The sequence below is a fragment of the Pseudomonas profundi genome, from assembly GCF_008638305.1.
GTDB lineage: Bacteria > Pseudomonadota > Gammaproteobacteria > Pseudomonadales > Pseudomonadaceae > Halopseudomonas > Halopseudomonas profundi.
This window is the reverse complement of sequence record NZ_VTPZ01000002.1, coordinates 156464-183266: the sequence shown is the minus strand read 5'-3', so window position 1 is coordinate 183266 and position 26803 is coordinate 156464. Positions and strand designations below refer to the sequence as shown.

General features: G+C 56.9%; 26 protein-coding genes. 8 read left to right on the top strand and 18 right to left on the bottom strand.

Going from position 1 to position 26803, the window contains the following annotated elements:
- Positions 1 to 6: 6 nt before the first annotated feature.
- Both ribF and murJ read right to left on the bottom strand, forming a co-directional pair.
- Positions 7 to 933, bottom strand: a complete 927-nt coding sequence (ribF, locus tag FZE95_RS03905) for a bifunctional riboflavin kinase/FAD synthetase (RefSeq protein ID WP_150299520.1) — start codon at positions 931 to 933, stop codon at positions 7 to 9.
- A gap of 416 nt (positions 934 to 1349) precedes the next feature.
- Positions 1350 to 2918, bottom strand: coding sequence for a murein biosynthesis integral membrane protein MurJ (murJ, locus tag FZE95_RS03900; protein ID WP_150299519.1), 1569 nt, complete (start codon positions 2916 to 2918; stop codon positions 1350 to 1352).
- Positions 2919 to 3136: 218 nt separating this feature from the next.
- Here murJ and rpsT point away from each other — a divergent pair, with 218 nt between their 5' ends.
- Positions 3137 to 3409: a 30S ribosomal protein S20 gene (gene rpsT, locus FZE95_RS03895; protein ID WP_150299518.1), complete on the top strand. Its 273-nt coding sequence runs from the start codon at positions 3137 to 3139 to the stop codon at positions 3407 to 3409.
- A gap of 140 nt (positions 3410 to 3549) precedes the next feature.
- Here the strand turns inward: rpsT and proB are convergent, their stop codons facing one another.
- The 4 genes from proB to rplU all read right to left on the bottom strand — a co-directional run bounded on the left by proB (position 3550) and on the right by rplU (position 6625).
- Positions 3550 to 4668, bottom strand: a complete 1119-nt coding sequence (proB, locus tag FZE95_RS03890) for a glutamate 5-kinase (RefSeq protein WP_150299517.1) — start codon at positions 4666 to 4668, stop codon at positions 3550 to 3552.
- A gap of 51 nt (positions 4669 to 4719) precedes the next feature.
- Positions 4720 to 5931 carry an Obg family GTPase CgtA gene (gene cgtA / locus FZE95_RS03885; protein WP_150299516.1) on the bottom strand — a complete coding sequence of 404 codons (1212 nt, stop codon included), beginning with the start codon at positions 5929 to 5931 and terminating at the stop codon, positions 4720 to 4722.
- Between the two features lie 98 nt (positions 5932 to 6029).
- On the bottom strand, positions 6030 to 6290 hold the full coding sequence (gene rpmA, locus FZE95_RS03880) for a 50S ribosomal protein L27 (protein ID WP_150299515.1): 261 nt from the start codon (positions 6288 to 6290) through the stop codon (positions 6030 to 6032).
- Between the two features lie 23 nt (positions 6291 to 6313).
- On the bottom strand, positions 6314 to 6625 hold the full coding sequence (gene rplU / locus FZE95_RS03875) for a 50S ribosomal protein L21 (RefSeq protein WP_150299514.1): 312 nt from the start codon (positions 6623 to 6625) through the stop codon (positions 6314 to 6316).
- A 399-nt stretch (positions 6626 to 7024) separates the two neighbouring features.
- Here rplU and FZE95_RS03870 point away from each other — a divergent pair, with 399 nt between their 5' ends.
- A complete protein-coding gene (locus FZE95_RS03870) occupies positions 7025 to 7993 on the top strand; it encodes a polyprenyl synthetase family protein (RefSeq protein ID WP_150299513.1) in 969 nt (322 codons plus the stop codon).
- Between the two features lie 178 nt (positions 7994 to 8171).
- Here the strand turns inward: FZE95_RS03870 and FZE95_RS03865 are convergent, their stop codons facing one another.
- Positions 8172 to 8786, bottom strand: a complete 615-nt coding sequence (locus FZE95_RS03865; protein WP_150299512.1) for an FKBP-type peptidyl-prolyl cis-trans isomerase — start codon at positions 8784 to 8786, stop codon at positions 8172 to 8174.
- Between the two features lie 196 nt (positions 8787 to 8982).
- On the opposite strand from FZE95_RS03865, the gene FZE95_RS03860 reads away from it, so the two are divergent.
- The 3 genes from FZE95_RS03860 to FZE95_RS03850 are packed head-to-tail and all read left to right on the top strand — an operon-like array spanning position 8983 to position 12173.
- Positions 8983 to 10275, top strand: coding sequence for an NCS2 family permease (locus tag FZE95_RS03860; protein ID WP_150299511.1), 1293 nt, complete (start codon positions 8983 to 8985; stop codon positions 10273 to 10275).
- On the top strand, positions 10275 to 11360 hold the full coding sequence (gene trmA / locus FZE95_RS03855) for a tRNA (uridine(54)-C5)-methyltransferase TrmA (protein WP_150299510.1): 1086 nt from the start codon (positions 10275 to 10277) through the stop codon (positions 11358 to 11360). Before FZE95_RS03860 ends, trmA begins: the two co-directional genes overlap by 1 nt.
- A gap of 9 nt (positions 11361 to 11369) precedes the next feature.
- Positions 11370 to 12173 (top strand): NADPH-dependent FMN reductase, encoded by an 804-nt coding sequence (locus tag FZE95_RS03850; RefSeq protein WP_223824951.1) that lies wholly within the window; start codon positions 11370 to 11372, stop codon positions 12171 to 12173.
- Positions 12174 to 12388: 215 nt separating this feature from the next.
- Here the strand turns inward: FZE95_RS03850 and FZE95_RS03845 are convergent, their stop codons facing one another.
- The 3 genes from FZE95_RS03845 to mscL all read right to left on the bottom strand — a co-directional run bounded on the left by FZE95_RS03845 (position 12389) and on the right by mscL (position 14362).
- Positions 12389 to 12718: an SMR family transporter gene (locus tag FZE95_RS03845; RefSeq protein ID WP_150299509.1), complete on the bottom strand. Its 330-nt coding sequence runs from the start codon at positions 12716 to 12718 to the stop codon at positions 12389 to 12391.
- Positions 12719 to 12932: 214 nt separating this feature from the next.
- Positions 12933 to 13631 carry a TorF family putative porin gene (locus FZE95_RS03840; protein WP_163981527.1) on the bottom strand — a complete coding sequence of 233 codons (699 nt, stop codon included), beginning with the start codon at positions 13629 to 13631 and terminating at the stop codon, positions 12933 to 12935.
- Between the two features lie 305 nt (positions 13632 to 13936).
- Positions 13937 to 14362, bottom strand: a complete 426-nt coding sequence (gene mscL / locus FZE95_RS03835) for a large-conductance mechanosensitive channel protein MscL (RefSeq protein ID WP_150299507.1) — start codon at positions 14360 to 14362, stop codon at positions 13937 to 13939.
- Between the two features lie 329 nt (positions 14363 to 14691).
- On the opposite strand from mscL, the gene FZE95_RS03830 reads away from it, so the two are divergent.
- From FZE95_RS03830 to FZE95_RS03820, 3 genes are all read left to right on the top strand, one after another.
- On the top strand, positions 14692 to 15066 hold the full coding sequence (locus FZE95_RS03830) for a hypothetical protein (RefSeq protein WP_150299506.1): 375 nt from the start codon (positions 14692 to 14694) through the stop codon (positions 15064 to 15066).
- 254 nt (positions 15067 to 15320) lie between these two features.
- Positions 15321 to 15752, top strand: a complete 432-nt coding sequence (locus FZE95_RS03825) for a DUF2231 domain-containing protein (protein ID WP_150299505.1) — start codon at positions 15321 to 15323, stop codon at positions 15750 to 15752.
- Positions 15749 to 17041 carry a PQQ-dependent sugar dehydrogenase gene (locus FZE95_RS03820; RefSeq protein ID WP_150299504.1) on the top strand — a complete coding sequence of 431 codons (1293 nt, stop codon included), beginning with the start codon at positions 15749 to 15751 and terminating at the stop codon, positions 17039 to 17041. Before FZE95_RS03825 ends, FZE95_RS03820 begins: the two co-directional genes overlap by 4 nt.
- Positions 17042 to 17105: 64 nt before the next feature.
- Here the strand turns inward: FZE95_RS03820 and FZE95_RS03815 are convergent, their stop codons facing one another.
- The 8 genes from FZE95_RS03815 to FZE95_RS03780 form a co-directional block, all read right to left on the bottom strand.
- Positions 17106 to 19247: a hypothetical protein gene (locus FZE95_RS03815; RefSeq protein ID WP_150299503.1), complete on the bottom strand. Its 2142-nt coding sequence runs from the start codon at positions 19245 to 19247 to the stop codon at positions 17106 to 17108.
- Between the two features lie 7 nt (positions 19248 to 19254).
- Entirely contained in the window at positions 19255 to 19935 is a 681-nt protein-coding gene (locus FZE95_RS03810) for a PilW family protein (protein WP_150299502.1), read from the bottom strand.
- Positions 19925 to 20323 carry a type IV pilus modification PilV family protein gene (locus FZE95_RS03805; protein WP_150299501.1) on the bottom strand — a complete coding sequence of 133 codons (399 nt, stop codon included), beginning with the start codon at positions 20321 to 20323 and terminating at the stop codon, positions 19925 to 19927. Before FZE95_RS03805 ends, FZE95_RS03810 begins: the two co-directional genes overlap by 11 nt.
- Entirely contained in the window at positions 20304 to 20753 is a 450-nt protein-coding gene (locus tag FZE95_RS03800) for a pilus assembly FimT family protein (protein ID WP_190324489.1), read from the bottom strand. The genes FZE95_RS03805 and FZE95_RS03800 overlap by 20 nt, the downstream gene beginning before the upstream one ends.
- Entirely contained in the window at positions 20747 to 21190 is a 444-nt protein-coding gene (locus tag FZE95_RS03795) for a type IV pilin protein (RefSeq protein ID WP_150299499.1), read from the bottom strand. The genes FZE95_RS03800 and FZE95_RS03795 overlap by 7 nt, the downstream gene beginning before the upstream one ends.
- Positions 21191 to 21532: 342 nt before the next feature.
- The gene (locus FZE95_RS03790) at positions 21533 to 22846 is read right to left on the bottom strand and encodes a serine hydrolase domain-containing protein (protein WP_150299498.1); all 1314 of its coding nucleotides are present in this window, start codon (positions 22844 to 22846) and stop codon (positions 21533 to 21535) included.
- Between the two features lie 322 nt (positions 22847 to 23168).
- Complete coding sequence (locus FZE95_RS03785) at positions 23169 to 23555, bottom strand: type IV pilin protein (RefSeq protein ID WP_150299748.1); 387 nt, start codon at positions 23553 to 23555, stop codon at positions 23169 to 23171.
- 17 nt (positions 23556 to 23572) lie between these two features.
- A complete protein-coding gene (locus FZE95_RS03780) occupies positions 23573 to 26800 on the bottom strand; it encodes a PilC/PilY family type IV pilus protein (protein WP_150299497.1) in 3228 nt (1075 codons plus the stop codon).
- Positions 26801 to 26803 lie beyond the last annotated feature (3 nt).

Genomic DNA, 26803 nt, shown 5'->3' with positions numbered 1-26803 from the left:
GGTTCGTCAAAGGCCCCACTGGGCCCGGGCGGCGGCAAAATCAGCCTGGATTGCCAACTTCAAGGCTTCCAGCGACTCGAATCGCTGTTCTTCACGCAGTTTTTCATGAAACACCACGGTGACGCGGCGGCCATAGAGATCACCATCGAAATCAAACAGGTGAACCTCGAGGTGTGGCTGGCCTTCGCCTTCTACCGTGGGACGGGTGCCAATGTTGGCGACCCCTTTCTGAATCACGCCGTCGAGCTCCATGCTGACGCGGTAGACACCGTTCAGCGGAGCGCGCAGACGCTTGAGCTGGACGTTCGCGGTGGGAGCACCGAGCTGGCGCCCGAGCTTCTGACCATGCAGAACACGGCCGGTGATACTGAATGGGCGACCCAGCAAGCGGTCGGCCAGCTCGAAATCGCCCTCTTCCAGCACCTGGCGCAACCGCGAGCTGCTGATACGCTCGCCGCTCTCGGCAACGGTATTGGTGGACTCGACGGTAAAGCCGTGGCGTTTGCCGCTCTCCTGCAGGAAAGCGAAGTCACCTGAACGGTCGCAGCCAAAGCGGAAATCGTCCCCCACCTCGAGATGCTTCACGCCCAGCCCGTCGACCAGTACCTGCTGCACGAACTCCTCAGCGCTGAGTTCGCGTAAACGGCGATTGAACGCCAGGCAGAGCACGCGATCGATGCCCTGCTCTTCGAACAGGGCGAGCTTGTCACGCAGACGGGTAAGACGGGGCGGCGCCGCCTGGGGAGCGAAAAACTCCCGGGGCTGAGGCTCGAATATCACCACGCATCCAGGCAGACCAAGCCGCTCTGAATGCGAGCGCAAGCGCTCGAGAATGGCCTGATGCCCGGCGTGCACACCATCGAAGTTACCGATTGTTACCACGCAACCCCGATGTCGGGGCCGCAGGTTATGTAGGCCGCGGACCAGTTCCATAATGCTCGTTGATTGGTAGAGAGATCAAAGCCGGAAAGTATACAGGGTTAGAAGGGCCGGCGTCATCGGAAGGCTGCGGTGTGATTACGAGTTCGGATTACATTCGTGGGAGGCGTGACCCACGGCGATCTGGCCGCAAGGCCAGCGGTTAAGAAGGCCAACTAGGCATAAACGAGTCTACAGGTCAGTTAGTAAAGTTTTACCCAAGTCGTCCTGCGGACGCCATCGCGGCGAGTCGCCCCTCCCACAGGTTTACTTCTAGCTCAGGACGACAATTTGCGGGAGGCGCGATCTCGACTGAAACCGGCAATTAGGGGTTTTAAGGCCAGGTTAGCATAACCCGACCCAAACCCCAGGGCGTCCTGCGGACGCCGTCGGGCCGGGGTCGTCCCTCCTACAACAGGCAAGGCGGCGACTCAGTGCCGCAGGTGTCGCATGCGCATTCCCGCCAGAAGCAGCGTGACTATAAAGGCAGCAATACCGGCAGTTACCAGGATCGCCATCTCCAGGGTCTTTTGTTGCCATTCCCAGGCAAACCACTGCTCGACATCGGGGACCAGCCAGAGCACGACGGCGGACATGGCGATACACGCCAGCGCCAGGCGGATACTGAAACCCATCCACCCAGGTTGCGCCTGGAATATGCCAGCTTTACGCAGCCCCCACCAGAGCAATGCGGCATTCAACAACGCAGATAGCGAGGTGGCCAGCGCCAGGCCCACATGTGCCAGCGGCCAGATCAGGATCAGGTTAAAGCCCATATTGAAAACCATGCAGGTCACGGCAATTTTCACCGGCGTTTTCATATCCTGACGCGCGAAGAAGCCGGGGGCCAACACCTTGATCAGCATGAAGGTCATGACGCCCAGCGCATAGGCACGCAACGCGCCTGCAGCCTGGACCACGTCGCGCTCGGTCATGGCGCCGTAGTGAAACAGCGTGGCGATCAGCGGCTCAGCGAGCAGCAACAGCGCAAGCGCCGCCGGCAAGCCGACCAGCAGCACCATGCGCACCGCCCAATCCAGTGTTTTGGCAAAGGCCTTGGGGTCATCTCCGGCATGCTGGCGAGACAGGGCAGGCAAAATAACCGTACCGATGGCGATGCCGAAAGCACCCAGCGGCAACTCGGATAGCCGATCAGCGTAATACAACCAGGAAATGCTGCCGGTCTCGAGGAACGATGCCAGCACGGTATCCAGCAAAAGGTTGATCTGGCTGACCGAAACGCCGAACAAAGCGGGCAGCATCAGGGTCATGATGCGCTTTACGCCTTCATCCCTGCGATTCGGTTTGGGTACAGGCAACAGTCGTATTTGCGCAAGGAACGGCAACTGGAACAGCAACTGCGCCACGCCAGCAATGAGGACACCCCATGCCAGCGCCATGATCGGCTGATCAAAGTATGGCGTCAGGAACAGCGTTGCGCTGATCATGCTCAGATTCAGCAGAACCGGAGTAAAGGCCGGTACCGCGAAGCGATTGTAACTGTTCAGAATGGAACCACAGAGCGCTGTGAGCGAAATCAGCAGCAGATAGGGAAATGTGATCCGCAGCATGTCGGCGGCCAACCCCAGCTTTTCGGTATCGCCATAAAAGCCCGGGGCGAACAGGGTGATGAGCAAGGGCGCGCCAGCGACTCCGATCGCGGTGATCGCCACCAGCGTAATCCCTAGCGTACCGGCCACATAATCCACTAGCTGCTTCACTTCGGCGAGGCTACGCCTGGATCGATACTCGGACAGAACCGGCACAAACGCCTGATTGAATGCCCCTTCGGCAAACAACCGGCGCATGAAGTTGGGGATTTTGAAGGCTATAAAAAAAGCATCAGCTTCTGACTGCGAACCAAAATACGCCGCAACGACCACGTCCCGCACCATCCCCAACACCCGCGACAGCATGGTCATGATGCTGACAACCATGCCCGAGCGCAGCAAACTGGGGGCCCTAGGAACGGGAGCGATTGGAGGAGTGGTATCTGTCATGGAACGCGACGCCGAATAAAAGCGCGATCATAGCGTTCGAACGGCCGTCATGCGAGCGAACAAAACCTGACATTCATTGCGTACTGGATGTACAATGCGCGGCTTCCCGGTCCGACGTCTCAGAGCGCCTGACGGGTCTTGACAATACAGTAGGGCAGCGGCATAGTACGCGGCCTTATTTATACCTTATTCATCCAGATTTTCTGAGGAGCACGACGGTGGCCAACTCACCTCAAGCCAAGAAACGCGCCAAGCAGGCCGAGAAGCGCCGCACTCACAATGCAAGCCTGCGCTCCATGGTCCGTACTTACATCAAGAACGTCGTCAAGGCAATTGACGCCAAGGATCTTGAGAAAGCACAAAGCGCCTACACTGCAGCCGTCCCGGTTATCGACCGCATGGCTGACAAAGGCATCATCAACAAGAACAAGGCCGCTCGCCACAAGAGCCGCCTGAACGCACACATCAAGGCAATGGCTACCGCCGCTTGATCCAGCGTTAATTGTTGATGAAAGAACCGGCTCAATGAGCCGGTTTTTTTATGGGTGTTTCGCAGCGTCGAGTAGCCTCACTACCGGGCAAACCGCAATCAGACACGAAAGTCGATGCGGTTTACCAGCAGCACGCCCGCCTACACCAGCACCAGGTTATCCCGATGGACCAGCTCAGGTTCGTCGATGTACCCGAGAATTTGCTGTACCGAGTCCGTGCACTGGCCGATGATACGCGCAGCATCCTGGGAGCTGTAATTCACCAACCCCCGGGCAACCTCAGAACCATCCGGCCCGACACATACCACCATTTCACCCCGCCGGAAGTTGCCCTCCACCGCAGTCACACCGACCGGCAACAGGCTGCGTCGCCCCGCCGTCAGCGCAGCGACTGCGCCCTTATCGATCAGCAGTCGACCACGCGTCTGTAGATGCCCGGCCAGCCACTGCTTACGCGCAGCAAGCATGCCTTTTTCCGGCCGCAACAAAGTACCCAGCTCCTCTCCCGCCTGCAGCCGCTCGATCACGCGCTCGATGCGCCCGCCCACGATGACCGTACCTGCACCTGAGCGCGCCGCCAGTCGCGCGGCACGCAATTTAGTCTGCATACCACCGCGCCCGAGCGCACCCGCACTGCCACCCGCCATCGCATCCAGTTTGGAATCGTCGGCCATGGCTTCGCTTATCAGTTCAGCATTGGCATCCGTACTCGGATCCGCCGTGAACAGACCGTCGCGGTCAGTAAGAATAACCAGCAGATCCGCCTCAACCAGATTGGTCACCAGGGCGCCGAGCGTGTCGTTGTCACCGAAACGAATTTCGTCTGTTACCACGGTATCGTTTTCGTTGATCACCGGAATCACGCCCAGATCCAGCAACGCCCGCAAGGTGCTGCGGGCGTTGAGGTAGCGCTTGCGGTCCGACAGGTCATCGTGAGTTAGCAGCACCTGAGCGGTCGACAGACCGTGCGCCTGGAAGCTCGACTCCCAGGCCTGCACCAGCCCCATCTGACCGATAGCTGCTGCAGCCTGCATCTGATGGATAGTCCGCGGCCGCTCAGTCCAACCCAGGCGGCTCATACCTGCCGCTACCGCGCCCGACGACACCAGCACCAGCTCTGCCCCGCTCTTGCGCAGGGCTACCAGCTGATCTACCCAGACTGCCATGGCGCCCTGGTCGAGTCCTCGGCCATCACTCGTCAACAAGGCACTTCCAATCTTGACCACCCAACGTCGCGCGTCGGCTACCTTCTGTCGCATGCTGCTTTTTCCGTTGTGAACAGAGAAGAAGCTGCCGAAGCAGCTTCCAAATTAACGCACGTAGATGATTTCCGCACCGTCCTCATCGTCTTCATCATCATCGTCGTCATCTTCATCCTCGCGCGCCTTCAGCCCCTGCTTGCGCAGAGCACGTCGGTCATCGAGAGCCTGAATATGTGCGCGCGCCTCATCTTCGATTGCCTTGTCCAGCTCGGCCATCTCTGCGGCATATTCTTCGTCGTCTTCCAGGCGCCGCGTCCGCTCATCAAGCCAGTTCATCACGGCCTTGGCCAGCTCTTCTGTACCCTGCCGCTCCGCAGCCGATATCACAAATACCGGGCCTTCCCATTCCAGGCGCTCGACAACATCATCAAGAATTGCCTGCTGCTCGTCTTCCAGCAACTGGTCCGCCTTGTTCAACACCAACCAGCGCTCGCGCAGGGTCAGGGACGGACTGAACTTGCCCAGTTCGTGGATGATCGTTTCCACTGCTTCAACCGGGTCGCTCTGATCCATTGGTGCCATATCAACCAGGTGCAACAGCAACCGGGTACGCGACAGGTGCTTGAGGAAACGCGTGCCCAGACCCGCGCCTTCCGCAGCGCCGGCGATAACGCCCGGAATGTCGGCGATCACGAAGCTACGCAGGCGCCCGACATCGACGACACCGAGGTTCGGTACCATGGTCGTGAAGGGATAGTCCGCAACCTTGGGCTTGGCAGCAGAAATGGCACGAATCAGCGTACTCTTGCCGGCATTCGGCAGTCCGAGCAGACCCACATCCGCCAGCACCTTGAGCTCAAGCTTGAGATCACGCTGCTCGCCCAGACTGCCCTGACTGGTCTGCCGCGGCGCGCGATTGACGCTGGACTTGTAACGCGTGTTACCCAGGCCGTGAAAACCGCCCTGCGCCACCAGCAAGCGCTGGCCCGGCTCGGTCAGGTCACCGATGATTTCCTGGGTGCCGGCGTCAATGACGGTCGTACCGATCGGCACAGCCAGAACCATATCCTCACCCTTGGCGCCGGTACAATCGCTGCCGCGACCATTCTCACCACGCTTGGCATTGAAACGCCGCGTGTAGCGGTAATCAACCAGGGTATTGCAGTTATCCGCGACCTCAAGATAGATCGAGCCGCCATCACCACCATCACCACCGTCAGGGCCGCCCTTGGGAATGAATTTTTCCCGACGGAAGCTCATGCAACCATTACCCCCATCTCCGGCCTTGACCGTGATGGACACCTCATCAACAAATTTCATCTTGCTCCCTCCCTGACGGGATGGGTGGAATTAAGGAATCAAGCTACAAACAAAAAAGCCCCGTCGCAAGACGGGGCTTTCTCAAATCCATCAGGGGATCAGTTAGCGGCTACGACATTCACGTAGCGGCGACCGAACTCACCCTTGACTTCGAATTTGATCACGCCGTCTGCCTTGGCAAACAGAGTGTGGTCTTTGCCCATACCGACGTTTTTGCCGGGGTGGAACTCAGTACCACGCTGGCGAACAATGATATTACCAGCTGTTGCTACCTGGCCGCCAAACAGCTTGACGCCCAATCGTTTGGATTCTGAATCGCGACCATTGCGCGTGGAACCGCCTGCTTTTTTGTGTGCCATGGGTGTTTATCTCCTCAATGGGCTTAGGCAGAGATGCCGGTGATCTTGATTTCGGTGTACCACTGACGGTGGCCCTGACGCTTCATGTGGTGCTTACGACGACGGAACTTGATGATCCGGACCTTATCGCCACGGCCATGGGCGCTAACTTCAGCAGTCACCTTGGCACCCTCAACAACCGGCGCGCCAATGTTGATATCGTCGCCGTTGCCGACCAGCAGTACGCGATCGAAATCGATGCTGGCACCGGTTTCCACGTCCAGCTTCTCAACTCTCAGGTATTCACCTTCGGTGACCTTGTATTGCTTACCACCGGTAACAATCACTGCGTACATGATGCTTTCTCCGTAATCCTGCTCACCCGGCGCTTGGGTATAATCGTTAGTGGCCGGCATGGCTGCAAGTGAACCCGCCTATCGGGCCCTACCTTGCCATTGTCAAAACAGGGATGCTGTAAATCGGGTTTTCAGGGGCGGGGATTCTACGCAAATGGCGCCCCGTGAGCAAGCCTTACCTTGTCCCAAGGGGCATGCCGAAGAAAGCGGCCGTGCATTTATAGGGAATTCGAACATGCGTGCCGCATCAGGGGTGGCCATTGAGCGACCGCTTCCGGCAGCTGAAACATCCCTAAACGCGACGGGCAACGCCAGAAAGCCCATTCCCAGCCGCTTTTCTTGACAGCGCAATGCCTGCCGCCTAGCATGCCGCGCAACACACCACAAAGCGTGCGGTCAATGACAACCCTGCCTTTTTACACTGCGGTCACGGACGATTTTGAAGCCGTCAATCAACTGATCATGCGTCAGTTGCATTCACGCGTTCCGCTGGTAGAAAAAATCGGCAGCTATATCATCAGTGCCGGCGGCAAACGCCTGCGACCACTGGTGGTACTGTTATCAGCCCGCGCCTGCGGCATGAACGATCCGCGCCAGCACAGCCTGGCGACCATTATCGAATTTCTGCACACCGCCACACTGTTGCACGACGATGTAGTAGATACGTCAGACCTGCGGCGCGGCCGCTCCACAGCCAACGCGCTATGGGGTAATGCACCCAGCGTCCTGGTCGGAGATTTCCTGTTTACCCGCGCCTTCGAGCTGATGGTGGAGATGGGCGACATGGAGATCATGCGCGTATTGGCCAATGCCACCAACGTGGTTGCCGAGGGTGAAGTACTGCAACTGACCAAGGTGCGTGACGCCAATACTGACGAAGCCACCTATATGAAGGTCATTCGCAGCAAGACGGCAATGCTGTTCGAGGCCTCATCCCATACCGGCGCCATGCTTGCCGGCGCAACCGCCGAGCAGACAGAAGCCCTGCGTCGATACGGTGACGCCCTGGGTATCGCCTTCCAGCTGATCGACGACTTGCTGGACTACAGCGGAGACGCTGAAGCCATGGGCAAAAATGTCGGCGATGATCTGGCTGAAGGCAAGCCTACGCTCCCTTTGATCTACACCATGCGCGAAGGCACGGAAGAGCAGGCGCAGCTGGTTAGAAAAGCAATACAGAAAGGCGGCGCGGATGAAATTGAAGCAATCCAGGCAGCGGTACGCGAAAGCGGCGCGCTTGAATATACCGAAAAGCTGGCCCGCGAAATGAGCGAAGAAGCCGTCAATCTGCTGCAGGTTCTGCCTGAATCCGAGTTTCGGGATTCCCTGGAGCAGCTTGCGCGCTTCGCCGTAGACCGAAAGTACTGACTCACGCCCTGGTAGCTGATTATCCGTTTTAACTAAAACCAGCGGCGCCCCGCCTGGAAAACCACTCCGTCCGACACCGCACAACCTTTGCCGCTCGCACGGATATTCCCTCTTTGAAAAAAAGGGGGCCAGGGGGGATTCAGCGCAGCGCAGCTCACCCCCCCCTCGCCAAGCTACCTCAAAGCACCTTCAACAGCTCGATATCAAACACCAGCGTGCTGTGCGGCGGAATGCTGCCCGCAGCGCGCCCGCCGTACGCCAGCTCGGAAGGGATATATAGCCGCCACTTGGCGCCTTCCTTCATCAGTTGCAGTGCCTCGGTCCAGCCGGCGATTACACCACCCACCGGGAATTCGGCCGGCTGGCCGCGCTTGTAGGAACTGTCGAAGACTTCGCCATTGATCAGGGTGCCTTCGTAATGAGTCTGCACCGTTGAACTGGCATCCGGCGTAGCGCCAGTGCCTTCGTTAATGACCTCATATTGCAGGCCGGAAGGCAGCGTGACGACACCCTCACGCTGTGCGTTCTGCTGCAGATATTCCGCCCCGGCCTGACCAGCGGCGCGGGCAGACTCTTCTGCCACGACAGCCATCTTCTGCTGCAAACCCTGGAATGCGGTCTGCATGGTTTCTTCATCGACCGGGCTGGGCTGTTGATTGAATGCGTCACGCAGGCCAGCGAGGACCAGATTGATATCCAGATCCGGGATGCCGCTGGATACCAGCTGGTCGCCCATCTGGCGGCCTATGCCATAGCTGACGCGCTGTTCGTCGGTATTGATTTCGTTGCTCATGGCTGTCTCCGCCGATTGATTAGCCGTAAAGCCTGACATAATCCGTGACCGAATTCACCCACACCGGGCCCATCAATGGATCAGCCGCTGGGTCAGGCGCAAACAGCCAACTCACTCAGCCAGCCGTTTTGTTTCTGTATCGCATCCAACTAGGATAAAATGCCGCGTTTTCGGCCCCACCTAACCGAGACCTCCCATGCTGGAAAAGCTGTTCCAACTCAAAGCCCACGGCACTACGGTACGCACCGAAATTCTTGCCGGCGTAACCACCTTCCTGACCATGGCGTATATCGTCTTCGTCAATCCCATGATGATGGCCGATGCCGGTATTGACCCCGGCGCCGCCTTCGTAGCGACCTGTCTGGCCGCCGCGATCGGCTCACTGATCATGGGCCTCTGGGCCAACTATCCGATAGCGCTGGCTCCGGGCATGGGCCTGAACGCCTTTTTCAGCTATACCGTCGTCGGGTCGATGGGCTACAGCTGGCAGGTCGCGCTTGGCGCGGTATTCATCTCCGGCTTTCTGTTCTTTCTGCTGAGCATCTTCAAGGTTCGCGAATGGATCATCAATAGCATCCCCCTGCCGCTGCGCTCAGCCATCGCCGCGGGTATCGGGCTGTTCCTGGCATTGATCGCGCTGAAAAACGCAGGGTTCGTGGTCGATCACCCGGCCACCCTGGTCACGCTCGGCGATCTCGGCCAGCCAGCGCCATTGTTGGCCGCTCTGGGATTCGCAGTGATTGTTGCGTTGTCCTATCGGAAGATAACCGGCGCAGTGATGATAGGAATACTGCTCATCACGGGTATCAGCCTGCTTAGCGGAATTTCCCAGACAAACGGGCTGATGTCTGCTCCGCCCAGTCTGGCACCCACCTTCATGGAACTGGATCTGCGCGGGGCGCTGGATATCGGTCTGGTCAGCGTCATTTTCGCCTTCCTGTTCGTTGACCTGTTCGATACATCCGGAACGCTCATCGGTGTGGCGCAACGGGCCAGGCTGGTTGACGAGAACGGTAATCTGCCGCGTCTTGGCCGCGCGTTGATGGCCGACAGCACGGCAACCATGGCTGGCTCGATGCTGGGTACTTCGACCACCACCAGCTACGTAGAATCCGCAGCCGGGACAGCGGTCGGCGGCCGTACCGGTATGACTGCCTGCGTAGTTGCCCTGCTATTCCTGCTCTGCCTGTTCTTTTCTCCGCTGGCTGGCGCTGTTCCAGCATTCGCCACCGCACCGGCCCTGCTCTTTGTCGCCGTCCTCATGACGGGCGGACTGGTACAGGTCGACTGGGAGGATCTGACCGAAGCTGCTCCGGTGGTGATCACTGCGCTGGTCATGCCGCTGACCTTCTCCATTGCCAACGGCATCGCCCTTGGCTTTATCGCCTGGGTTGTCATCAAGTTGCTCGCCGGACGGCATCGGGACCTGAACCTCAGCCTGTACGCACTGGCCGGTCTGTTCGTTATCAAACTGGCGTTGTTCAGCTAATGGGCGTGCAATTCGATCCAGCCAACTACGACCAGCAACTCGCCGCCAAGCGCCAGCGCCTGGTTGACCTGCTCGCCCCTTTCGGTGCGCCCGAGCCACAGGTGTTCACCTCGCCACTGGAACACTTCCGGCTACGCGCCGAGTTTCGCCTGTGGTATGAAGGTGGCGTTCCGCATTACGCCATGTTCGAGCAGGGCGACAAACATAAACCGATACTGATCGAACAGCTGCCAATAGCCAGCAAACGCATCAACGAGCTGATGGGCCCCTTACTGGAAGCCTGCAAAGCCGACCCGGTGCTGGGCAAGAAGCTGTTCCAGGTGGAATTTCTCACCACGCTCACCAATGAAGCATTGGTCACGCTCTGCTATCACCGCCCGATTGATGAGCAATGGGACGCCTCTGCCGAGCGGCTGGCCGAACAGCTCGATATCCTGCTGATCGGTCGCAGCCGCGGACGCAAGCGTGTTCTGCAGCGTGATCACGTGCAGGAAGAACTCACCGTCGCTGGGCGCACCTGGCGCTATCAGCAGGTTGAAGGCGGCTTTACCCAGCCCAACGGCCAGGTCAACCAGCACATGTTGAGCTGGGCCGTTGAGGCCGCCGGCCAGAACGATGATGATCTGCTTGAACTCTATTGCGGCAACGGTAACTTCACCCTGCCGCTGTCCACCTGCTTCCGCCGCGTAATGGCCACGGAGCTGGCCAAGCGCTCGGTATACTCGGCGGTTGAAAACCTGGAAGCCAACGGGGTTGAAAACGTAACCCTGGTGCGCCTGGCCAGCGAAGAAGTCACCGAGGCACTCACCGGAGTACGGGAATTCCGCCGTCTGCGCGGCATCGAGCTGAACGACTTCAACTTCGGCACGGTATTCGTCGACCCGCCCCGCGCTGGCCTCGACCCCGCCACGCTGGATCTGGTGAAGGGTTATGAGCGTATTCTGTACATCTCGTGTAATCCCGAGACACTTGCCGCTAACCTGGAAGAGCTGAACGCAACCCACCGCATCACCCGCTGCGCACTGTTCGACCAGTTCCCCTATACCCACCATATGGAGTCGGGGGTTCTGCTGGAGCGGCGTTGAATCGCCTACATGGCCACTGACAAGCCACGGAACGTGATCGCGGAACAAAAAGGCAGCCCTGAGGCTGCCTTTTTATTGTGCCGGGAAACAAGCAGCCTTTTTCTCCATGTAGCAAAATCGACGCAAACAATCCAATTAATCGATAACAATCCAGCAATTATTGCCCTTTTTATATCTGATTACCTGTCCAATAATGGCCCATCAAAGCAACCAAGCCAGTCGGCGAATAGCTCGCCCGACGCTGAACGGAGACAGTCAACTATGAGTACTTACCACCTGGCTATTATCGTAGGCAGCAACCGCCTCGAATCCACCAACCGCCAATTAGCCGAAGCTATTGCCAAACTGCTGCCCGGCCACATCGAGGTCAGCTACCCCCAGATTGATGACCTGCCGTTATATAACCTTGATCTGGAAGGCGAGCGCCCAGCCAGCGTGAACCGTTTTACTGACGAGATCCGTGCAGCCGATGCAGTGTTGATTGTCACACCCGAGCACAACAGATCGCTCCCCGCAGTGCTGAAAAACGCCCTCGACTGGGGTTCCAAGCCGATGGACAAGAACGTCTGGTTCGACAAGCCCGTCGCTATCACCGGCGCATCGCCAGGTGCAATGGGCGCAGCGCTGGCCCAGCAGCATCTTCGTCAAATCATGGGTATTCTTGGCTCGGTGGTATTGGGCGGTGAAGCCTATCTGCAATTCCGCCCCGGCCTGATTACCGAGAACGGCGAGATCGGCGAAGACAGCCATCAGTTCGTGAAGAGCTACATGGACCGCTTCGTCAGCCTTATTGAGAAGTTGGTGCAGCGGTAAGCAGGACGGCACCATTCTCAACATCCTGCGTCTCGGCATTGCAGCGTATTGGAATCATAAACCGCCGGGTGACCCGGATTGCCTTCGGGTAACGGGCCCCCCAGCGGGACCAGAAAGCTCACCGGATGGGCACCAAATAGACCGGCCGGCGAGCCACAACCACGTTACCTGCCTAACCACATTTCAGACCAGGCCTGCCACGGACCGCATCCTGACTACACCACCGCCTTGGAAAACACGTTCAGGACGATCACACCTGAAATGATCAGTCCCATCCCGATAAACGCTGGCAGGTCCAGCTTCTGGCCAAACAGCAGCCAGGCCACCGCAGTGATAAGCACTATGCCTGCGCCTGACCAGACGGCGTAGGCGACACCCACCGGGATAGTGCGCAGCGTCAGCGCCAGCAGGTAGAAAGCAATGCCGTAACCGACCACAACCAGCACCGACGGCCATGGTTTGCTGAACCCGGCGCTCGCTTTCAATGCGGTGGTCCCGATCACTTCAGCGACAATTGCCACGGAAAGGAATATCCAGCTTTTCATCGGTTAGCGCTCATCAGGGGTACATCACTGGATGATAACAGCGCGCCTTCTGATACTGCACAAGCAGTGTGCCGGGCGGGATAACGCCAGGGGCGCAAAGCTCTGGCCACGACCAGCTCTGGAGCGTTCGGAGGAAGTAAAAAAGACGCCGGCCCGAGAGCGGAACCGGCGTAAATGCAGACGATGAGTCCGGGGCGTAGCAAACGCCGACGAATCAGAGTGTCTTGGATACCGAGAAGGTTACGTTTGAATCGCAGTTGCCATTGCAACCACCGTCAATATCGGTATTTGAATACATTAGCGCCAGATCAAGACCCAGCATGCTCTTGCCGAGACTTACGGCCCAATCACTATAGTTGTCAACCTCGCTGTCGTTGGCATCGGCATAGCCATAGTGCAGTCCGAGACCCAGCTCATATGGAAGGCTGAAACCGTAATCGAGGAAATAATAGAGCGGCTCCGGATCAACCTCATACGCATACTTCACGCCTGTATTGAAACCGTAGAATGCGAGGCTGCCGATAACTTCATCCACGTCCCAGGAACTGTTCCCCGGATAGGTATAGGTGGCCCATTGGAGGTCATAGCTGACGTTATCAGTGATGTCTCCGCCGTAGCCGACGTAATAATCGATCTCAATACTCGCACCGTCAAAGCCGTCCTCCGAGCCATCAATGTTGGACGCCCAGGCACCGACATACAGGCCGCTTTCATGGGCGATATCCAGACTGCCCTGAACGGCACCAGAGCCATCGGTCTGAGACTGGCCGCGCCAGATGTAATCGCTGGCAAGCGTAGCGGTCATGCTTACATCGAGCTCTCCCACAGCAGTATCAAAGGCTTCAGCCTGAGAAATGCTGGCAAAACCAATCGAGCTGGCAGCGGCAACGACAGCGGCAAGTTTTTTCATCATGCGGTAGTACTCCATGTTTGCTTAATCCAAGGTGCGAAGAAAGTTGGTATGAAGTCTTTAGCATTAAGCTTGCCAGCTTTTTTAAACCTTTATTTATCAACCAATTAGGCAATATCCACAACAATAACTGCAACTTTCGCAACTTCACCGATGCGCTGAGATGGTGCATCTAGGTTCGACATAGTGCAAAGTGCCATTATCAGCTTCAATCAATAGTTACTACAATGGAGCATCACCCGCCAAAAAACCCAACGAGAGCCAAGGCGACAACTTCGTCCTACTATGAGTGTTCCTTGAAGGGAGTTTTACCCGTCACGGTTGCTGCTTTTTGCTTGCCCCTTGAGCAGATCACGGATATCCGTCAGCAACACCTCTTCGATGCTAGGCACAACCGGCGCTGGAGGCGCTTCTTCTTCCTTGCGCTTGAGGCTGTTCATCACCCGTATTGCAACAAAAATCGCTGCAGCAATGATAAGAAAATCAACGACACTCTGGATAAAAGCACCGTAGCCTATGGTGACTGCTTCCAGATCGCCTCGGGCTTCCCTCAACACAATGGCCAAGTCACTGAAGTCCACCCCACCAATCAACATCCCCAGCGGCGGCATCACGATATTGTCTACAAATGACGACACCACCTTGCCGAACGCAGCACCAATGACAATACCCACTGCCATATCGATGACATTGCCACGCATTGCAAAAGCCTTGAACTCTTTACCGATGCTCATAATTTCCTCTCCGGTGGAGCCGAGACGGCTGTCAATAATCTGGGCGTATTGCAGTAATTATGTAAAGTCTAGCTGCACGAAGCATCTATTTTCAGCGCTCTATGTATTGCGCTGGGTCCATGTACATCCAGCGTTCCGGGCGCTTTAGCCACTGAGTTATCACCTGTCTCGGTCGTGCGTCGGGGCTGCACTCGCTTTGCGGGAATTGCGAGAACCGCCGGACCTTCGAAACAGTCCACCAATAATCCGCCACGCTTATGAGCATTTTCCCCCACGACAGGGTCCAACGCAGTTGCAGACCTATCCCTGCGATCACACAAGGAATGCTTATGTCGATATTCAAAACCCAAAAGCGCACCAGCCTTGCCCTGTTGTCCGCTCTCGCGCTGGTCTGCGCTTCTGGCATCAGCCAGGCTCAGGAGACGCCGCCGGTGGACGACTCGCAAACACAGTTGGCGAAATTCGGCGGTGCCATGCATCTGACTGCTTCGATATGCGGAGGCTATTCGGAAGAGCAGCTCAATGAACTCAAGTCGCAACAGCAGCAAACCCTGGCAAAAAATGGCATGGACGAGGACAGCTTCGAGCAGGCTTATATGGCAGGCATGAGAGAAGCAGAAGCGAGATGGGAAGGCCTGTCCAAAGATGAGCAGCAAAAGGCCTGCGATGAGATTCAGGACCATTCAGACGATATGACTCAATAACCGAAACAGGGCCAGACGGGCGTATCAAGTCAGCGAGCGCTTAGCGCTTAGCGCTTAACGATCCGGAAAGCGGCATCAGTTCATTCGTTTTACATCTTCACGCGGAATCCGCTGCATTAATGGAAACCCGCCTGGCCAGCGGGTCGCGGTGAACTATACTCCGGCAGTACGACGCCCTTGCACGCACAACTTTGCAATGCTTTAGAGCGCGTCCCGCTCCAGGGCATCACTGGATCAGCAATGAGGAATCCGCCGTGACCGCGACTGTCGACCGACATTATCAGCACCAAACGATACACCCATTACACGCCACCCTACTCGCCAGCACCATTCCGCTTTTTCTTGGCGCGCTGCTGAGTGATATCGCCTATTTCAATACCTTCCAGATTCAATGGAGCAATTTCGCCTCCTGGCTGCTCGCTGGCGGCCTGGTATTCAACGGTCTGGCGATACTATGCGCGATCATTGGCGTATTTCGCGCCGGCGCCCAACGTGGGAAATACGTTCTGTATCTCATTCTCCTGATTGCGACCTGGATCCTGGGTTTCATCAACGCGCTTCAGCACGCCAAGGACGCCTGGGCGATCATGCCCACCGGCCTTGTGCTTTCAGTTATCGTCACCTTGCTCGCCTGTGCCGCCACCTGGGTTGGCCTTACGAACCTTCGCTCGGGAGCAGCAGAATGAAATATTCGAAAACGCTATCGTTGAGCTTACTGACGTTGATGCTGGGCGCCTGTGGTGGGGAACAACAGGAATCGGCAAATCTACATGGTCCCGACCCCGAATTACCCGAACCCCAGCGCGGCCTGTTGCCGAGTATGGAAATTGCCGAACCGGAACAATGGGGCGATAAACGGCCAATCGTCCCGGATGGATTCACCGTAACGGCCATTGCCACAGAGCTGCAGATTCCTCGCCAGACACTGGTGCTGCCCAACGGCGATATTCTGGTGGCCGAAGGCCGCGGAGGGAACGCTCCAAAACTCAAGCCAAAAGACGTGATCGCCGGGTATATAAAGGCCAAGGGCAACACCTCTGTTGAAAGCGGAAACCGGCTGACATTGCTGCGCGATAGCAATGGCGACGGCACGTACGAAGAACAGGGCGTCTTTGCGGACAATCTCAATGCGCCTTATGGGCTCGCGTTCTACGATGGCAACCTGTATGTCGCCAACCAGGACGCCCTGGTGCGCTTCGATTATGAGGAAGGCCAGACCCAGGCCAGTGGCCCGCCGGAAAAGATCGTCGACCTTCCTTCCGAGATCAATCATCACTGGACCAAGGCAATGACTATCAGCCCCGACGGACGCTTTTTGTACGTCGGCATAGGCTCCAACAGCAATATCACCGAACGCGGCATGGAGGCTGAGGTAGATAGGGCGATGGTCTGGCAAATCAACACCGAGACTGGCGCTTACAAGCCCTACGCCACAGGTCTGCGCAACCCCACCGCGCTCGCTATCAAGCCCGGAACCGATCAACTCTGGGCAGCGGTAAACGAGCGAGATGAACTCGGACCTGATCTCGTGCCGGACTACCTTACCTCTGTGCAGGAGGGTGGTTTCTACGGTTGGCCGTATAGCTATTGGGGCCAGAATGTCGATCCGCGGGTACGCCCGCAGGACCCCGACAAGGTGGCCGAAACCATTACCCCCGATTACAGCCTGGGCTCACATGTGGCCGCACTCGGCCTGGATTTCTCGTCAGAGGTAATGGGCGCGGAGTTTTCTGAAGGTGCTTTCATTGGCGAGCATGGCAGCTGGAATCGCGAGGACCCCGTTGGCTACAAGGTCATCTTTGTGCCCTTCAGTGATGGTCGTCCATCCGGCGAACCGGTCGACTTTGTCACGGGTTTTCGCGATGAGGACGGCACCACACGTGGCCGGCCTGTTGGGGTGACCGTAGATCCACGCGGCGCGCTGATTGTTGCGGACGACCTGTCGAATACGGTCTGGCGCGTAGCGGCACAATAACCGGTCAGGGTGAGGTCAATGGGCAGCAAGCGCCGTTGATCTCACCCGCCCCAATCCAACAAAACTACAGGTAGCGCCCCCAACGCAACTCGACAGCGCCCGGTGTCGCTTCGCCGGGCGTTCCGCTCGTGCCGCCACCTTCGTTGACCACAACACCGCCGGCGGGATCATATCGTTCCTGCAGTTCGACCGGGACCTGCAGATTAATGGTCGTGCTGGCCCCCATCATGTTGATAGTCGTACCGTTATTGCGCTGGGCCAGCGACGAGACGTACCCGTAAAGCCTGGCGCTACCGGAACTGCTGAACAGATTGCCCGCTTTCGTAGCGCCGAATACGGCTTTCTCGACCCGAATATCTCCACCCGAATAAAGATTGCTGGCACAACCGTCCGGGCTGCCTGGCGGGCAACTCCCTGCGAGCAGAGCATAGTTACCGATCGCGCCATAAGCGCGATGGTCATAGCCGCCATCCTTGCAGAACTCCGTCGGCCGGAATGGATAGATGGAATTGTTGCATACGCCCATGGCCGTATGGCCTTCTACAGTGACGCCGTCGCGACCAGCATAATTCAGCGCAAATACCGCCCCGCCTGCAGTGGTCACATGGAGATTGCCCGTCGCGATGAACGTATTGGTGTAAGTACCGCTGCCGATCTCCATATCGCCCTCGACCAGAACAATGCCCGGGGCGTGACTGTCACCGTTGAAACGCCAGACATTGTTGCTGCTGAGCTGGGGTAAAGGGGTGGTGAGATTATGCGAGCGCCCTAACTGCGCCAGACAATGTCCGTCCGTTTCATCGCGGCGCGACGGCGCGTTGTTGTTGATACAGGCGTAACTGGCCACGGTGCGGCTGGTCCAGCCCGGGTTAGTGGGGTCGATGATATTGGCGGCACGAAAGTAGTAACCGTTTTGGCGTACGTCCAACGGGTTGAGCTCGTCCGCCGAGTCCCGAATCCCGTCGACGTTCTGGATCTTGACTCGCACTCCCGCATCTGTTGTCGAATAGATGTAGTTGGCGTTATCACGCAGCGCATTGGCGTCGAAGACCTCCGGCCCGACCTCCACAGCGGGCACCGGATCCAGCAACATAGGCTGAGTGATTCTGGTAGCCGAGCGGCTGCAGGCAGGATTATTCGCAAAACTGCCGCCGTAGGTAGCCGTGGTCCAATCTGGCGAGCACCCCTCTATCATCAGGTCACCTTCCGCCTGGACCCGCCCCACGTTGACACTGCTGTGGAACTCAACGTGGTTTCTGGAATAGATATTCGCGATGCGTGGTGACGGTCTGGTGCGCACACCAAAGGTCGGCGTGATTGCGCAAAGCTGCGCAGCTCCGGCTGCGCACTGCGCCCCCCCCGCCGGCTTGTTGGCCAATGCACGAATATCGCCATGCACACCGCCAGTCACCTCAACCGAGCCATTTGCAACGATCGATTGACTGTTGATGGTGTTAGCCAGGCAGGCATTACGTGTCGCCTTGACGGTCTCCACGCTGAACGCGCCGTTACTCAGCTGCACGTCACAGTTGGCGTGCATCTCCCTGAAGTCAGTGGAAGAGCCCCCAACAAAGCGGATCGACCTGGTGGAACGAATCACATCGATCCCGCCGGCTGATAACCCTCCCAGATTCACGTCGCCATCCACAGTGATCTGGTAACTCTCACCGGGCAGCGTCAGCACGCGCAGATCGCCACTGATGTTCAGACCGTCCCGGAATTGGATGACGCGACGGTCCGGTTGCGGGCCCTCCCCCTCGGTCACCCCTGGCGGTGTGATTTGATACACCGCTTCCAGAGTGGTAGATGCGGCGGCGCGGGAACCCTGTGCAGCGGTGGCGGTTATGTGAAGCGCCAGCGTGCGGGCAGAAGGCAGAGTGTCGTCGTAGCTGGCGAGGCGCAGCGCCACTCCGTCCAATCCGCCCATCTGCAAGGAGGCGGGCTGCGTTCGAGCCGCCTCGTCGAAGGTCTGCCAATCAGCTTGATCCTGTATCACTTGTTTCAGAAAATCGCCAAACGCATCGGCGGCCAACCACGCTCGTTTCTGTGCCATGGTTTGCGCATGTAGGCTGGTACTGAGCTCCTGACTGGAGCGCAAATGTGAAACGCCCACCAGAGTAGCGGACGCCAGCGACAGGCCGAGCAATACCACGGTGAGTATGGTGGCGATGCCGTGCTGCTTTCTGGCCGCAAATGGAAGAGTCATCCTGGCCTCACTGGAAGTTAATCAGACAGGTACTGCTGTTGATCAGCACAAAGGTGTCGGGGCCGGCGGCATCGTACTGTTCTGCCACCGGATGATGGGCGACAAGGTTCACCTTGAGGGCACCCGCGCCGGCCACACCCAGCGCCTGGCAGCTCTCCTCGCGCAACTCCATTGAATCAAAAACCGCACCGTCCAGGCTTTTGGTATAGAGCCTGACGCGGTCCTGCTGCTGCCAGGCGCCTCCCAGCGCTGCGCCTGCGCACGGCTGGGGTTTCAAGTATTGCAAATCACCGGTGGGCGCCATATACAGCCCGGCGCAGCGCTCCCCGGTAGATTGCGTGCGCCATAACAACAACGTGCCACGGCGACTGGTGGAGCAGGTACCAATGGTCAACAACCCCTGCGCCAGGTTGCCGGAACAGAACGCGAGATCAGCTCCCAAGCGTGCCTCATCGATGCCGAATCCAGCTTCCTGCAAATGCACATGCGCCGTCAGCACAGCCGCCGAGCGATCGCCGGTCAGGCGTGCATAACTGCCCGACTCTGCCGTGGTGTGTACGACCGTACGGTACAGCGCCATCATGCCCACCACGGCAATAAGCGAGATCAGCAGCCCGATCATCAGGCTGATCAGGGATACACCCCGCTGCTGGCTTTGCGTCCCGACAATCATGAGTCTAGTACCCAAGCCGGAAAGCGCCGTCACCGCCAATCAGACCGCCGGGGTCGTCCGTCACAACCAGCGTATCGGTTTCGACAGAGACAGTCTTCTCGACATTCCCGATGCGCACTTGCAGCTGTAGTGTCTCGAGTTCACGACTGAAGCCGACGGCGCTCCCGGCCACGTCTATTGATGTGACGTCGGGCTCTGCAAGCAACGCTTCGCGCAGGCCCAAAAGCACCTGATTTTGCGTAGTCGCATAGCGTTGTGTAGAAAGCCCCTGAGCAGTGATGAACGCCAGACCCAGACCGGTGATTGCCACCAACAACACGCTGATCAGCGCCTCGATAAGCGAGACGCCCTGCTGATTTCGCTGGGGGGACCGCGACGTCGAATCAATTGAATGTGTGAACATCAGTCTCACCTCCCTTGGACAGACTTGCCGTGAACGGCGTAACGGGCTGCCCGCGATTGTTCAGCTCAACAGGAAGACTCACCCCCGTCAGGCTCAGCTTCACGCCGGAGGGTAAAGTGGCTCGCCACAGTACGTTGCTGCAGGCACCGGTCGGGGTTTTACACACCTTCAATTCCCTGACCGCAGGATCAAAGGCGATACGTGCCGCTGGCTCATCGCCCACAGCACCCGAAGCGTTACGCAGAGCCGCCGCTTTCGCATGGTTGTAAGCCTGATTCAGCTGACCCGCCGCGGTGTGCAGATCCGAATTGGTCGTCCAGGAGGACGTGAGGGGCGAAGCGGCCAACGCCAGTAACCCGATGATCAGGAGCACCACCGCCAGCTCGATCAAGGTGAAGCCCGCCTGCAGATTGCGACCCCGAACTACCACGAGGTGAATCCGCACTCGGGTGATGCCGTACGCTGGTTCTCAGCATCCAGACTCAGCGTACAGCCCTGCATCGGGCCGCTACCTGTCGCGGTCAACCGATAGGGTGAGCCCGCGATGAAGGCGTGGGAAAAATGCTCAGCCTGGGCGGGGCTCCACTGGCCGAACGCTGATTTCAGCGCTGCGGTGCCGTTGATATCAGACGTCGGGTACGCCAGCGAGCGTTGGAACCGCCCCTCCACTACCGCGGCCAGTGAGACGAGATCAGCCGCCGCGGTTTTGGCCCGGCTCTTCTTGATATAGGCCTGATATGACGGTAGCGCGATGGACGCAAGAATGCCGACAATCACGATGACAATCAGCAGCTCCATCAAGGTGAAAGCGCGGGCTTTGTTAAGGCGAGTGCCTGGCTTGTGCTTGCGTAGCAGCGTCGACTGCATGGATAAGCTCCGATTGGGTAAAGGAAACACGATCAACAATCGGGATGTGCTGCCACAGAAATAAACCCGCAGCCACCCCTGATCAACCTGGACCGTTCTAGAGCGTTGTTAGGGATTCTGACAACAGAAGGGGGCAAAGGGTCGCAAGGCATTGCTGTACAAACCAGCGCTGGTAACGACGGCAGCCTTTAGCCTTGATTGAATGTGCCAGCGGGACGGGCATGCGGGACCAGCTGCACGGTCAGAACATAGGGTGCAGCTGGTCAGAACAGTACGATGAGGGGTATTCAAAGCGCTAGCTCGAAGGGCTTTACCCTCCGAGCTTCTACTGCACGAGCGCTATCAGTCCGCGTTTGCGCGCAACAGGTTCGCCAACGCCGCCATTGCCGAAATGGTTGCGGGCATCGTCTCGGCACTGGTCGCAACCGGGTGCGAAGACAACCGCACCATCACCATCCCGACCGCCGGGTTAATGTGAATCATCTGGCCATGCACACCCAGCGCCTCGAACGCGCCGTCGTCGTTATGGCTGATCCACCACTGGTTGCGATAGGAATAGCCCGGCTGGAAATCCCGTCCGGCTGCCTTGAATGCTTCCCGGTCCCCACCTTCGCGGATCATCTGAACCACCCCGGGACTCACCACCTGCTGGCCGTTGAACTGTCCATCCAAGCGCACCATCTCAGCAAAGCGGGCCAGATCACGTAGCGTCACGTTGAAACCCGCGCCCGCCCACTCGGTACCCTTCGAATCCAGCAGCATATAACCATCTTGCTCCGCACCCAGCTTGCTCCAGATACGCTGCTCGATCAGCGCCGCCGTGGACAGGCCAGTGACTCGCCGAAGGATCCAGCCCAGGGTCTCCGTATGCGTGGTGCGATAACGGAACGCCTTGCCGTGATCATCCACGCCAGGACCAATGGTCGGCAAATAGCTATACAGATCCCGCGCACCGGTGTAGTCATGAGGCACCGCGCTCATACCAGCGGCCCGTGAATACTTGGCGACATCGGAGGTACGATCAGCGTAGACCTCGCTGTAATCGATATCCGCGGTCATGTTCAGCACCTGCTGCACCGTCGCCCCTCGCCAACCGCTGTTCTCCAGCTCCGGCAGATAGCGAACAACCAGCGCATCGGGATCCAGTTCGCCCTCCTCGATCAACTGCGTCGCGAGCAGTCCCACCACTGATTTGGTCACCGACCAGAGAATATGTGGCTCATCCTCAGGCACCCCGGCCTGATAGCGCTCGAACAGCACCTTGCCGTGTTGCATGATCAGCACGCCGTCGACGTAGGTTGAATCCAGGTACTGGGCAAAGCTCATCGGCTCGCCATCCGGCCCGGTAAAGGTCAGCTCGGCGATTGTCTGCGCCAACCCGTCAGCGCGTGGCAAAACAAACACGCCCTCATTACCACGGGCCACACGCCGAGACGGAAACAGCTCCCGCGCATGGTGAAAGCTCCAACGGGGATTGGGATAGGGCCGCATAAATCCGGCGTGAGTGATTTGCTTCTCCGCTGGCGGCGGGAAACCTACCATCAACTGCAAACGGTCAGTGCGCACCGACTCGGGTTCGGGCAGCTCCGCAGCAGCACCTTGCGCAGACAACAGGACAGTAGCCAATGTCACCCCCATTATTTGTGATTTATTCACGGCGTAAGCACTCTGGCTTGGTTTTGTTGTGACTTGAGACTATCCAAGCGGGGGCGATAGCGCCAATGCGGAGGGGGTGGATTGGCGCGGTGAATGCTTGGGGATCAGGAGGTGCGTCAATGAATGCGTGGAAATTAAATTGCAAAGAGGCAGTTGCTCTAGCCGTAGCCATCCATCGCCACAATGCGTGACAGCTACAGATGCAGTATTACCATGCTCACCGAAGGGATTGAGAACGATTCAGCTGCCCCGGCTAACTAACAGAGAAAAATAAACAGAAAGCGAAACAGCAGCCCCGAGGCTGCCGTTTCTGATAACGCGCTTACGGGCTATCCCAGGATTGTCCGGTTTTACTATCGAACTTCATGGTATCAGTGCCCGACATCATTCCCTTTGGGCTGGATGTAATGGTAAATGCATGCCGATCACTCCTCGCATAAACCGTGTTGAAAAGCGCATTGGAATACAACTCACCCCCTAACGGCTTAGCCGCGGTTTCGTTGGCCGGATACTCAAGGTTCTTGGACCTGAAAGCCTCCAGCTGGCTAGCGAAGTCCATGATTTGCCCCTGAACCTCAGCCTGCCTGCTCTTTTGAATGAATCTGGTATACGAGGGGTACGCAATTGCGGCTAAGATGCCGATGATCACTACCACTATCATCAGCTCGATCAGTGTGAAGCCCCTTTGACTGTCAGGTTGCTTTTCCATATTCACCGTCAACCTCCTTAGGGAGTGTCGTCTTCAGCGTCGGCAGGCAGCTTGATCGCACCGGCTGCAGAAGGTGTCAGTTGCATCCACCGGCCTTTGCGCAGCTTGTCGAGGAGGCTTGATTTCGTTCCGCCGATCGGCTCGCTGCCAACAAGAACTGCTGTCCTGCCATCTTCGCCCAGCAAAACAGTCGGACGAGGAGGCAACCCTGTTTGACCGAGCCTTTGACGACGGCTTGGCGCTTCCTCATCATCACGCTTAGCAGGCTCGCCCGTTAACAAATCAACCCGGTGAATAAACGCAGCACCATAGTTAACCGAACAAGGATCACGTTCACCTTCAGTCTCTACATTAGGGGAATACGTAGTGAACAATATCGTGTTATCAAAAACCACCGGAGAGGATAATGCCTTCTCACCCTCCGTGTGCTCTAAATAGTAGAACCATCCCCGCTTGGTAGAGTCAGGCAGTGTCCCCGACGTTATATCGCTAAAGTCGGCAATCCCGGCTGCGGTACGCGCAGTACCACCAAAGGGCTGGTGATCACGCAACACGAAAAGTGCTTCCTTGCTGACGGTACTCAAAGGATGAGCACGATAGCCCGAGGCGACAGCGATGAACAGGGAAGGGTTATTACCATTCGACACAAAAGCAACGGTTGGCTGTTCATAGAAGCGACGATGGTCCGCACCGCTACCACCCAGATTAGCCAGCTTCACAACCTTGTGGGCTAACTCTTTGGAACTATCGATATCTGCACGGAAAATTTGACCGCCGAGATCAGCGTAATAAAGGTGGTCCACCACACCATCTGAGTTCAAGTCTGCAACTGCCAAGCTACCCGTTATCGAATGGGTCATTTCGTTAACGTGGGTCATAACATTGCCGCTCCGACCACCGGCGGACCACACCAGCTCCCCAGAGTTAGCATTGACAACGTAGATGGCATTGCCTTTGGCATCCTGGTTTTGCCGAGATTTATGCTCGTCGTGATCGTCGGGGCTATAGCCGCCTCCGAATATCACGACCGGAATACTGCCGCCGTCTGCGGTGGGGAAGCGAGCGACTTTAGGTGTAGACCACGTCTGGCCAAGATCTTTGTAATCTCCCGTTCCGCCAGTAATCTGCCACTTTAGGACAGGTGTTGTCACGTTAGTAACATCCAGTCCAAAGTAACTATTACCTCCCCTACGCATACCGCCGTACAGCATTACTTGGGAAGGTGCCGACTCAACCGTGGCACCGCGCTGACGCCAAGCTGTCCACGTACCGTCAAGACCATAAGTCTGCCGTTTATTTCCAGCTTTCAACGGCAAGCGATTAACGGTAAAACTAGATGCCTGAGAAATAAATTCGTAAGGCATAAAAGCGAATTTTTCGTCACCAGTTTTCGTGTCTATCGCGTGGAGCATGCCAGCATTGGTAGACACAAAAACAGTATTGTCCTCAATGAAGTTTTCACCAACCGTAGTCCCGCCATAATTGACCATGATCGGCTGGCTGTGCAGCGGATCGCCCCACATGTTCAACAATTCATTAGCTACGTTTTGGCGCACTGCATCAGTCGCTTCGGCAGGCAACAACAACTCAGCGTTGGTGAGGTCACTCAAGTTAAAACGCTTCAGTGTTCCGCCCGGAGATGGAGAGTAAAACAGACGGCGGGAAGAGGAAGCCAGCCTTCCCCTCGCACCGCCTTTTAGCACATCCGCTCCATCGTTTTCTGCACCCCACCAGCTGCGAGAACCAGATGAAAATGCGCCTGTATCATCTAACGCATTGCGGCCCTGCGCATCCAGGACAGATGACTCCCCTTCCTTATCGATACTGACTTTGTATCTCTTGAGATTGCCTTGCCAATAACTGCTCTGGATAGGCTTAAACAATGCATAGTACATCTCGTCCAAGTGCTGGAATCGCTCGCTCTGGCTCACCGCTACGCCCGGAGAGACCATTGTATTGGCTTCATCGGCGATCAGATCTAAGGTTTTTTTGAAGGCCAACAACAAGCTTTCTGCGTTATCGGAATTATAAGTACTTCCGCCCCCGGCACCAGAGACTTTTTGCATATTCTCCAAAGTGGACGCACTCATATGAAGACCAATATTATGCGTCTTTATTGCTCTCTTTACCGCATTACTATCGCGATCCAGAAGCTTCGCAATATTGACCTGACAGCTATAGGAGTTATTATTGCACGATACCAAATCTACAGACCTGGGATCGTCTCCTGAAGGCTCTCCATCAGTAAAAAGAATTACATGATTGCTTTCGCACTGGTTAGCCTCAACTATCGGGGACACATAATTAGAACCAGATTCAATTTGCGCAAACTTGGCACATTTGCCAGTTTTTACCATTTCGCATGAGGTAACTTCGTTTGCGACCTCGCTCTGCGAGTAAGTTCGTGTCTGTTGATAGTAATGCCCGACTTGATACGTGACCCCCAGATACCAGTTCGACTGTAAGCATAAAGGGCCTTTAGGCGAGCAAGCGGGTGACTCCCAGAAAAAACGGCTTACCGGCGGATCATACTGGATCTCGCAATTATCCGCATCGGGGTCACATGTAGCACCCGGAGCAAGGCGCTCCGATACTAGGTTTACACTGCATCCAGGCGTTGCCTCATCACAATAATCAACAGGCACGCCATCAGAGTACTCAATATCAGTTGTACACTGCTCCTCGAACTCGTCCTCAACACAGTACTGCCCGCCGTCATTGTCGTAATAAACATCATTTTTCTTACCAAGCATATACTTTGCCATTTCATCAAACGCAAGCGAAGTGGGCGTACCTCCACGAGGCATTACATCACCCTTTTGCTCGGAATTACGACGAGGGTTTATATCATCCAAAGCTTGATCAAAGTGGGGTCGGGTTTTTTCATTAACTGGCATTACCGGGAGAATTATTCTTCCACCGCTGTCTCCGTCGAACCGCCCTAATCCTATATTTATATTTTCGGCTGCATCATCAAGAATATTTTCCATCACATCATGCAGAATATTGATCCGCCGATTTGGTCGATCATCACACCATGTTGCGCCACTGCCTGTTTGACAGTTCCGCATGGAGCCGGAGGTATCAAGCATGATTAGAACATTGGCAACATTCTTATTAACTGAGTCGTCGGAAAGAACATCCGAGTAGTAAATTTCTACGTCCTCTGCTAATGAAGTGGACGGAGCGACCATAGTGCCAAGCGTAAGCACAGCTGCTGTCAATATACGGGCCAGAGCTTCCATGTT